Genomic DNA, 10,385 nt, shown 5'->3' on the forward strand with positions numbered 1-10,385 from the left:
AGGTCCTCTTCGTCAATGTACTGCGTCAGTTCATTCAGGTAGGAAATAGCAATGCGTTCCTCTTGGGTTGTCGCCGAAGGCAGGTACTTGTCGAAGCGGCCTTTTTTAAATTTAAAGTTTGGCTTGACGGGGGCTGCTGGTGCGTCGGTGGGCACTAGGGTAGCAGCAGATATTTCGGGTTGCGAAGCAGCAGGCCCGGCCGGAGCAGAGGACATTGCGGCATTTTTAAATTTAAAATCTGCCGGTGTCATTGTGGCCCGCTCATAAAGGCGCTGCACCTGCTTCTGGTTGAAGCTACCTCCCCGGCTGGCCTTGAACCCGACCGCATTCAGCTCCCGCGCAATCTGGTTGAAACTCAAATTCTGCTTCCGGAGAGCTACAATGTGGGCAGTAGCTTTCTGATTATGCTCATTCTTCGTGGCGTTGAGCTGGCGCACCTTCAAGCCCTGCTGCCGCGCCTGTTCCGTCAGATTCTTCGGTGTACCAAGTTGCTTTCCTTGCTGCTTCCGGACGTGCAGCGCGGCTTTAGTTCGGTCGGAAATCATTTGCGCCTCCTGTTCAGCTAGGGCAGCGTAAATGTGAATAGTGAACTTGTTGGCGTTGGGCTGGTCGCAGATAACGAAGTCCACCCCGGCTTCCATGAGTGAGGACGTAAGAGCTACGCGACGGGAAAGGCGGTCCAACTTTGCCAGAATCAGCACGGCCCCTTCCTTCTTGGCGTGGTTGATAGCCGCCCACAACGTCGGCCGCTTGCTACTTTTCCCCGATTCCACTTCCTCGTACTCGGCCAGCAGCGGCGCGTCCTTCACATAGGCCAGCACCGTATTGCGTTGCGCTTCCAGTCCCAAGCCGGACTGCCCTTGCTTGCTGGTAGATACCCGATATAGCGCAACGTATTTCATACTTCCGAAAGTGAGGTTGGGAACGAAGGTAGTAGGGGTAAGTCATTTTACAAACGACCGTTTATAAAATGACTTACCCCCGACTTCAACCTAGCATTTGCAGCAGGTGTCGGGTTTCGCTACGGGTTTCGGCGTTGGAATTGATTTGACCTTTGAACGCGACCGACGACGGGGGTGTGGCTTGGGTAGGGTATTCACCACCGTGTTATTGTAGACCACTGTGTTGTTGTAGACCACCGTGGGAGGTGGTACAACGATAACGATAGGTGCGGGAGTCGGAGGGGTCGGCTCCGGCTTGTTAATGTAGGCAACGGCAATAGCGGATAGTGCGGTAATAAGGGCTACTACAATGGCTGTTAGGTTGTTAGAAATTGAATTGAACATGGAAAATTTACCTCCTTCTTTTCCCTTATCTATTTTAAAGTTGAGCCTCCCTTGGAGGTGAAAGCCAACTTTTTTTGGTAGTCGCAGGAAGAGGTCGGAGGTAAATAGTGGGCATTGTGTGCCGCGTGAACCTTTGGGGCCGAAATCAGGAAAAAAAATTTCAAAAGGGTAGCCGGGTGGAGTGCTCTGCACCCCCGGTTACTGCTGGTAGCTGCCGCCTAGGCCATATCTTGCTACCCTCAATTGTAAAGATTCAGGTAGAGGTATGGCATTAAGTTTATCCGAAATTAAGGACCGGGCTATCCGGTTTGCCCAAGAGTGGCAGGGAGAAACACGGGAACACGCCGAAGCGAAAGCGTTTTGGGGGGACTTCTTCAATGTGTTCGGCGTGAACCGGCGTCGGGTAGCCACCTTTGAAGAGCCGGTCAAGAAGCTGTCCGGTCAGCAGGGCTTCATTGACTTGCTCTGGAAGGGTACGCTACTGGTGGAGCACAAGAGCCGGGGCAAGGACCTAGACAAAGCCGTGCAGCAAGCCAAGGACTATTTCCCCGGCCTGAAAGACCATGAGCTGCCCAAGTACATTCTGGTATCCGACTTCGCCCGCTTTCGGTTGTACGACTTGGACGAAGGCACCAGCGTTGATTTTGCACTGGAAGAGCTGCACCAGCACCTACACCTGTTCTCCTTCCTAACCGGGTACCAGAAGCGCCAGTACCAAGCCGAGGACCCCGCCAATATCAAGGCCGCCGAACTGATGGGCGAACTGCACGACGCACTTCTACAGGGCGGCTACCACGGTCACAAATTGGAAGTCCTGCTGGTGCGTATCCTGTTTTGCCTGTTTGCCGAGGATACCGCCATTTTCGAGAAAGACGCCTTCCGGGCCTTTCTGGAAGAACATACGCGGGAGGACGGGTCCGACGTGGGCACCCAACTAGCACAATGGTTTTCGGTACTGGACCAAGCCCCCCAAGACCGGCAGCGGCAGTTACCCGCGCACTTGCAGCAGCTGCCCTATGTGAATGGCTCTCTGTTCACGGAATTCTTCCCCTTCCCGGCCTTTGATAAAGCCTTGCGGGAGCAGCTGATTCGGTGTACCTACTTCGACTGGTCGCGCATTTCTCCGGCTATTTTCGGCTCCCTGTTCCAGAGCGTTACGGACCCGGTGAAACGCCGGAATCTTGGGGCGCACTACACCTCCGAGGCTAACATTCTCAAAGTCATTCAGGGGCTATTTCTGGACGAACTGCGGCAAGAGCTGGCAGCGGCCGGGCAGAACAGGACCAAGTTGGACCAGCTGCACCGCCGCCTGGAAAAAATCCGCTTTCTGGACCCAAGCTGCGGGTGTGGTAACTTTCTAGTGGTTACCTACCGGGAGCTGCGGGTATTGGAACAGGAAATCTTGGAACGCCAGTTTGCCGCCCAAGTAGCCACCGGCCAGACGGTTGACCTGACCCTGTACGCCCGTGTGCAGGTAGACCAAGCCTACGGTATTGAAGTGGAGGAATTCCCGGCCCGCATTGCCGAAGTCGCCATGTGGTTGATGGACCACCAGCTGAACTTGCGTCTCTCCGAAGCCTTTGGCAACCTGTACCTACGGCTGCCCCTGACACGCACGGCCAAAATCGTACATGGTAACGCCCTGACGACTGATTGGGAGGCCGTTGCACCTAAGGACCAGTTGAGCTATATCCTTGGCAATCCGCCGTTCATCGGGCAAGCGTGGCAAACGGCCCAACAGAAAGCCGAAGTTGCCGCCGTTGCCAAAGGCTTGAAAGCGGTTGGCGCACTGGATTACGTGTCGGCTTGGCTACTGAAAGCGGCCCAGTATATCCAAGATACAACGGTTAAGGTCGCCTTCGTAAGCACCAATTCCATCACGCAGGGGGAGCAGGTTAGCATCCTATGGGGTGAACTGATGCAGAAGTACGGGGTGAAGATTCATTTTGCCCACCGGACCTTCAAGTGGAGCAACGAAGCGCGGGGCAATGCCAACGTGTTCTGCATTATTGTTGGGTTTGGCTTGGAGACGCCTACTCAGTGTGCGCTCTACGACTACCCTACTCCGAAAGCGGAACCCTTGAAGCGCTTGGTGCCCCACATCAACGCCTATCTGGTTGATGCACCGGATATTTTCGTTGCCAACCGGACCAAGCCACTAAGCAAGGTGCCTCAAATGGTATGGGGCAACAAGCCTTCGGATGGGGGCTTTCTGATTCTCTCCACCGAAGAAAAAAACGAACTGCTGACCAAGGAGCCTTCGGCAGCACCGTGGATAAGAAAATACGTCGGAGGGGAAGAGCTGATTCGTGGTACCGAACGGTGGTGCCTCTGGCTGGTGGACGCTTCACCTTCGGAAATCCAGCGGTTACCATTGGTAAAGGCCCGCGTGGAGGCAGTCCGTAAAACGCGCCTTGGTAGTATAGCGCCGTCTACTCAAAAACGGGCTGCAACGCCTACCCTGTTTGTGCAGGTAGCGCAGCCGGATTCGGATTACCTCGCAATACCCGAAGTATCCTCCGAACGGCGCATATACATTCCGATCGGGTTTCTGCCCAAGGAGGTTATTGCCAGCAATACTGTTCAAATGGTGCCGGATGCGACGCCCTACCTCTTCGGCCTGCTGACTTCCACCATGCACATGACGTGGATGCGGCACACTTGCGGCCGTTTGAAAAGCGACTTCCGGTATTCCAGCTCCCTTGTCTACAACAACTTCCCCTTTCCCTCTTCCCCAACTCCAAAGCAGGTTGCCGCTGTTGAAGCTGCCGCGCAGCAAGTGTTGGCCGCGCGGGCGCAATTTCCAATGGAAAGCCTAGCTACCCTCTACGACCCCTTGACCATGCCTCCGGCACTAGTGAAGGCGCACCAGCAGCTTGACAAGGCCGTGGACCTATGCTACCGGGCTGCTGCTTTCCCCACCGAGTTGAGCCGTCTGGAATACCTGTTTGCTGAATACCGGCGGCTAACTGAACCCGTACTGGACGCAGGTAAGTTGACGAAGCCGAAGCGGGCAACCAAGAAGGTAGCAGCGGAAGAGTAGTATACCGTAACCACACCAAAGGCTCGGCTTAACGGCCGGGCCTTTTTTAATTAAATGGTTTAACGGCAGGGTTTTAAATGACGTTACCTGAATTGGTAGTTTAGTTATACAAAACCCAAGTCGCCAAACTCACTTACTTTGGCTGTCAAACTAAACGTGCAACTAAACTGCCATGAGCCAGCCGGGGACCGAAACTAATCAGAACGAAACCCCTTCCCCTTCCGAAAGCGCCGAAACCAAACCAGAGTTAGGTGCAACTGAACCTGAAAACGCCGAAACTAAACCGGAGTTAAGTACGACAAAACCCGAAAGCGCGGCAGAAACGCCAGAACAAAACGCAACTAAACCCAAAAGCAAAGGAGGGAGGCCACGTAAGGCTCCCGATACCGGCGTGTGGGCTGTTCGGGGCGTGGACTTTGAGACGCGGGGCATTTTGGAGAAGGCAGCTCAACGAATGGGCAAGACGATGGGCCAGTACTTCAATGAGGAAGTGCGGGCTTTCGCGCAGGGCCAGATTGTGAAGTCGGAGCCGCAGGTACCGGCCAGCCCAAAGGACGTACAAAACCAGCTGGACCACCTAACGGCCATTGTCGAGGGCTTGGCTGCACGGATACCGGAGCAGCAGAAACAGGGCTTCTGGAAGCGGCTGTTTGGGTAGTGGCAACATTCCGCGCCGCCACTACCGAACGTGCCGTGACGGGGCTATTTGAACGCCGTACCTAGGGCCTCATTGAGCCGGGCTAGGGTGTAGGCTCGCATATCCTTGACCGTCTCTGGTGGAGCCAAGGTTTTGTGCCGGGCTTTGTAAAACGCCGGGGCTTGGTCAGGGTGGTTAGCTACCCACCGAACTACCTTTTTGGCTTGGGTAGCCGTGAGCTTGTTGAACTCGACAAGCTTAGTGTAGGCCGTTTGCAGCTTCGGGTCGGTGGTGGCAAGCCAAGAACTCCATTCGGTTGCTTCCCCGGTATCAGCAGCAACCCCGGTAGCTAGGGCTTTAGGCTCCGGCTTGTCCTTCGGTATGGAAAAGAGCAGGGCCGTCGTTTTCTTTCCGGTCCGAACCGGCACCCACGTAGCCCCAAAACCAATACGTCGGAAATCCTCAGCTACCGGGTCCAGCACACGCTTCTTAAAATCGGCAAAGACCGGGTACAACGCTTCGTCGTTCAGCATCCACGCCTTCAGCTCGGCCAATTCCAGCTGCTTTTTCGTCGTTACCGATTTGCTTTCCAAGTTGCGGTAGGAGAGCAGTATCCAGTAGAGCCGGGCGCTGTTGGCGTTGGTGAAGGTCAGGAGCTTTTCAATGTTGGCGCTGGTGAAGCTTCCAACGGACTTTAAATCAAGCAAGTACGGCTTCGCCAACTCATTGAACTGCCCGGTAATGGTGCCAGTACCTAGGTCAAGGTCAATGCTTGCCATCAGCGGCACTTTACGCAGGTTGCCTTTACGGGCATTATGCGGCAGGATATTGAGAATCTGACCAACCAGCGCATTGCAGGCGGTTCTTGCCGCTTCGTAGGCTTCCCCGTTTGGAGACGGTCCAACGATAACCGACAACGGTATCTTAATCGGCTTAAACGCCTTGTCCGTCTGGTGAATCTGGCTTAATGCCCGAATGAAAATCCGCGCTTCCAGTAACCCCATGCGTAGTGGAGTACGAATCAGGTTATTGTGTTGGAAGGCCAGTGCATTTTCAGCAACTCCAGCAGTAGCTAGTTTCATGGTTTTCAGCAAGTATGGCTGATTCAAAGACGCACAAAGGTGGACAGAAAAACCAAATAGTCCATACTTGACGGGGGACCTGTCCACGGTTGACGGGGGAGTTGTCCACGGTTGGAGCCAAAATCAACGGGGGAGTTGTCCACGGTTGAACGGGGGAGTTGTCCACGGTTGGCCTTGTAATAAGCTGATTTAAAGTAGGTTGTGAGCCTCTAAAGAAGGAAAGAATATAAAGTAAAGAACTCTCAAAGAGCGCGAAGCCCTGAAATTACCACCCAAAAAGCGTAGGCAGGCAGAAGGGGGAGTATGAAGTTACCTCTGGTAACCCGTTTTTGCCCTGTTTTAGCCCCGTGGTTCAACGATTGGCTTTTAAAGGTGCGTTGTACTATCCACACTGCCGAGCGTACCACACGGAGCGGAAAAAACAGCATCAGCACGAAGCCGTCTCACGCTGGCGGATTCATGTATGTACATAATACGCGGTTTATCCGGGGTAGTGGGAGCAGAGCAATGCTCAAAACTCCTTCGATTTGTTAAATAATTTAATTTTTAAAGGTATAAAAAGGCAATATTTTAAATTAAATAATTTTAAAAACTATTTAATGCCGTTTTTTCCTTATGAAAGTGGTATTTTATTGCCTTGAAAATCAGTGTGTAGTAAATTATTTGCTGGACTTTATTCCTCTACTGGAACAGGAATTGAATAAGTCAAAGTTGGGGTCGGTAAAATAATACCAACTCCACATGATTGACAGAATTACACTGGTTGCTGATAACCTTTCCGACAAAGACATTGACCCGCTGCTGCACCCGCTTCCGGACGCTTCCCTTGGCTTCGGCTGCAAAGTGAGTGCTGACGGTCAACCCCTGTACTACGACGCCCGCTACCGGGGGCTGTACTACAAGCTGCGACGCACGACAAGGGTAGGCTGGCGACTCTCCATCAGCGGTTCGGTCAAGAACTTCCGCAACGGGGAGAACTACTCCTTCATGGGCTTTGACCAGACCACCGAAGCTCTCTACCAGATTGCCGCTACCGTGGGCCTGCACCCAACGCAGTTTCGGGTAACGTCGCTGGAAGTGAGTGTGCCGGTGGTGGCTGCCCCGATTGACAAGCTGGTGAAAAGCTACGGCCAGCGGGAGTTCATGCCCATGCCTGTACCCCCCGGTAAAAGTGGTATGACGGGTAAGAGCTACGGGGTATCGGCTACCAGCAGCTACGCCTATACCAGCATCAAACTCTACCGGAAAAACGAAGAGCAAGCTATCCACTTCGGCCGCATAATAGGGCAATGCCAGCAGGTTGAATTCTGCATTGACAAAGCGCGTTTTCTCCGTATTAAGCTCAATAAGGCGGGTATTGCCTCTGACTGCCCCCTGAAAACGGGTGTGTCCTTGAATGATTTGACCAAGCCGGAAGTACAGTTACTGCTGTGCGGGCTGCTTACCGATATTCCCCTCTCCCTTACCCTCAAAACGGACGAAATGCCCACCCCCGACTACAACTCCATTCTGCCACTCATGCCCGGCAAAAAACCGGAAGAGAAGTTGCAGCAGCTCATTGCCTTTGCCGAATCCCGTAACTACCGGCAGCGCGTAAAGGAGCAAAGCCGCAGCCGCTTCTTCGAGTTGCAGAAGCTCTACGACGACCTACGGGACCAGCTCTGCCCGGCCAGTGACAAAGAGCTGCACAAGTTTCAACAGGCCCTTGCGGCGACTGTGGAGACTGGCAAGCCCACGTCCCCGGTTTCCTCCATTATCTATACTGGGAAACAGTCCAGCAAACAGGTAACTCCCCTTGTCCAACCGCAGCTCACCACCCATTAAATCATTTAACGAAAGCGCATACGTCCGAAGGACGTGCGTAGCGAAGCGGAGCAGTCGTTGAACGGTCTTATAGCACGTCAAAAAAGACCCTTGCTAGTAGTTAAACAATTTAATGAATACCTTAAATATACGTTTTGGAAATGCCAGAAATCATCAGCACGTTTATTAAGAAAAGGTAAACCACATTTTACTCAACATATTTAAGCAAGAAGCCACCTTTATAAGGTTATCCGACCCGCTATGCACTATTTTTTATATCTGATTTTTTTAAATAATTTAATTCTTGCAAGCCTAAAGAAAAGCCCCTGTTGACGCAGAGGTTTTCGTGTTTTATAGCAACTGAAAACAAGCCCGTGGAGCGTTGCATGAGCTTGGCGCGGTAGATTCTCTTCTCTGCTTGTCGAAGGGCTTGCTACGGGGCTAAAATCTAAGCAGAAGGGGCTTTCCGCGTTGCTACTTGATAGTTATTGATTGGCTAGATTAAGCATGCAGCCATATCCCATAGAACATAACCAATGAGCTGAACAGACAAAAGCCAGTAAAGAGCTTTTGTATAGTCGACTTCTGTTCCACTGCAAACCGAACAGGCTGCCGATGCAAGTTCTCGGCATTATTCTCTTGGTGGAAGGACACTATACGTTCCACCATCAGGTAAGAGAGCTGATTGGCAAGGGAGAGCATAACCAGTATTTTAACTGAGGATAAAACGTTAGCTGGAAAGCTCTGGTGGGGAGCTCCAATGACGAATGGATGGATATGCAGCCATGAAAGCAATTCAGAGAGGCCGATAAAGGCTGCAAACGCTATACCTACTCCAATGAGTTGCTGCTTCCGAGGAATCTTGGTAGGCAGTACAAACAATAAGTAATAGTTAGTGAAAGCAAAAAGGCAGAAAAACAACAGGTTCATGCAAGGATAAGGCCGATAGAGTAAGGATAGCAAGGTATGTCTTTCCGCGCCGCTACTTGGCTATTATGAGCGAAGGGCAAGAGCTAATTGGTTGCTGGACTTTGCGGGTGGACCTTTTCAGATTATGCAGCAGCTTAAGGGAAAGCCATAACAAAGTCCTATGTTGTTCAGCAGCTAGTATCACCAGTGGAAATAGTAACTCTCCGAGGTGGGTCCGAGAACATACATTATGATAAGCAACATTTTCAAGAGCTGGCAAATAAGGCGTTGGTTGTTGAGGAATTGAAAAAACACACTTCGCTCAGCCCTCAAACCTTGTGAATAGCCTTGTTATCTTTGAGTTCGAACAGGACTTTTGTCCTCACTTATTTCTCGCACGCGTCGTCGCGTTACCCATGAAAAATATCATAGCTATTCTTCTCCTTGCCTTAAGTTTATGTAGCTGCAACTCCTCATCAGAGACAAAAGGGGTTGAGGCGATACTGGCGTTCTACGGCGGCACCGCCAAGTATTCCAAGGGCGTTATCAAAACGACCGAGGAGGAACTGCAAGGGCGATTTTATGAAATTGAACTCAGCGGTGTCGCAGCAAAGCTTCACCAACACTTCACTTCCCTTCAATTGCCCGCGTCCAATTGCGCGTATTTGTTTTACCATGCCCTGACTCCGGAGGAAAAAAAAGAGTACGCCTTCGTCCGTATTATCATACCCGAAACGAACAGGCAGGCGCGGTACGATTTCCCCACCGCCGACCTAGCTAGTGTGGAGCGCGCTATGTCCTTGGCTACGCATTCCATTCGCGACCTACAGCGCGCCGACTACGCGGCCTTCCTGGCTAAGGGCAACGCGCAATCCGCGCCGAAACAGGAATGGCTGGCGGCCATTCCCACGTTTGTGCAGGTGGACAAGCAATATGGACGGATAAAGGAGTTTAGCCTGCAGGGATTTGCGTCCCAAGACCACAACGCGAGCAGCGGAGTCAAGCACTTGGTGCGGCTGGCAGGTGTCTTGGTTCGGGAGAAGCAGAGCACCGACTTTTCCTTGGTTGTGGAACCCACCGCGGCGGCCCAAAGTGACTTTCTGTACGGCTTTGTTTTTGCAAAGGAGCAGGAGCAGTAACGCAGCGGCGGCCCAAAGGCTGGACGCTTTTGAATGCTGGGCCTGCAGCGTTACTGACCGGCCGTCCGAGAAGTCGTTTTATGTCAAATAAGGGCTTGCAGCAGTGACTTTGCGCATGAGGTGGTAGCAGATATAGGTCCCCTTTGAGCTGGTACCCTACTCACTTACCACTAGCCGTGAAGCTTTGATAGTGCTCCCCTCCTGAATCCAGCCAGTACGCCCCGCTGAACTTCACCACCCCGGCTAGGAAGGCATCTTTAATCCGGAGCAAAGCGTGGTGGCTCATATAGTAGCTCACGTTGGAGGAAGGACCATTGGCCACTTCGTCCAAGGACATGTTAGAGTAGCAGAAGCATGCTAGGTCCTCTTCGTCAATGTACTGCGTCAGTTCATTCAGGTAGGAAATAGCAATGCGTTCCTCTTGGGTTGTCGCCGAAGGCAGGTACTTGTCGAAGCGGCCTTTTTTAAATTTAAAGTTTGGCTTGA

9 protein-coding genes are annotated in these 10,385 nt (G+C 52.3%); 4 read left to right on the forward strand and 5 right to left on the reverse strand.

The window, feature by feature from the left end:
* A partial coding sequence (locus tag K3G63_RS22445; RefSeq protein WP_220616398.1) for a recombinase family protein occupies positions 1-902 on the reverse strand: 902 nt, incomplete at its 3' end.
* 649 nt (positions 903-1,551) lie between these two features.
* Here K3G63_RS22445 and K3G63_RS22450 point away from each other — a divergent pair.
* Both K3G63_RS22450 and K3G63_RS22980 read left to right on the forward strand, forming a co-directional pair.
* Entirely contained in the window at positions 1,552-4,329 is a 2,778-nt protein-coding gene (locus tag K3G63_RS22450; RefSeq protein WP_259404655.1) for a DNA methyltransferase, read from the forward strand.
* A 391-nt stretch (positions 4,330-4,720) separates the two neighbouring features.
* The gene (locus K3G63_RS22980) at positions 4,721-4,987 is read left to right on the forward strand and encodes a hypothetical protein (RefSeq protein WP_259404656.1); all 267 of its coding nucleotides are present in this window, start codon (positions 4,721-4,723) and stop codon (positions 4,985-4,987) included.
* Between the two features lie 44 nt (positions 4,988-5,031).
* Here the strand turns inward: K3G63_RS22980 and K3G63_RS22460 are convergent, their stop codons facing one another.
* Complete coding sequence (locus tag K3G63_RS22460; RefSeq protein WP_220616400.1) at positions 5,032-6,048, reverse strand: replication initiation protein; 1,017 nt, start codon at positions 6,046-6,048, stop codon at positions 5,032-5,034.
* A 741-nt stretch (positions 6,049-6,789) separates the two neighbouring features.
* On the opposite strand from K3G63_RS22460, the gene K3G63_RS22465 reads away from it, so the two are divergent.
* Positions 6,790-7,872, forward strand: a complete 1,083-nt coding sequence (locus tag K3G63_RS22465; protein WP_220616401.1) for a hypothetical protein — start codon at positions 6,790-6,792, stop codon at positions 7,870-7,872.
* Positions 7,873-8,110: 238 nt separating this feature from the next.
* Here the strand turns inward: K3G63_RS22465 and K3G63_RS22985 are convergent, their stop codons facing one another.
* Together K3G63_RS22985 and K3G63_RS22470 are read right to left on the reverse strand one after the other, a co-directional pair.
* Positions 8,111-8,239 (reverse strand): hypothetical protein, encoded by a 129-nt coding sequence (locus K3G63_RS22985; protein WP_259404657.1) that lies wholly within the window; start codon positions 8,237-8,239, stop codon positions 8,111-8,113.
* A gap of 113 nt (positions 8,240-8,352) precedes the next feature.
* Positions 8,353-8,781 (reverse strand): hypothetical protein, encoded by a 429-nt coding sequence (locus K3G63_RS22470; RefSeq protein ID WP_220616402.1) that lies wholly within the window; start codon positions 8,779-8,781, stop codon positions 8,353-8,355.
* A 395-nt stretch (positions 8,782-9,176) separates the two neighbouring features.
* Here K3G63_RS22470 and K3G63_RS22475 point away from each other — a divergent pair, with 395 nt between their 5' ends.
* On the forward strand, positions 9,177-9,899 hold the full coding sequence (locus K3G63_RS22475) for a hypothetical protein (protein ID WP_220616403.1): 723 nt from the start codon (positions 9,177-9,179) through the stop codon (positions 9,897-9,899).
* Positions 9,900-10,059: 160 nt separating this feature from the next.
* On the opposite strand, the gene K3G63_RS22480 is transcribed toward K3G63_RS22475, so the two are convergent.
* Positions 10,060-10,385: hypothetical protein (locus K3G63_RS22480; protein WP_220616404.1), on the reverse strand; the 326-nt coding region annotated here is incomplete at its 5' end.

This window comes from Hymenobacter sp. HSC-4F20, assembly GCF_019599275.1.
In the GTDB taxonomy this organism is placed as follows: Bacteria; Bacteroidota; Bacteroidia; order Cytophagales; family Hymenobacteraceae; genus Hymenobacter.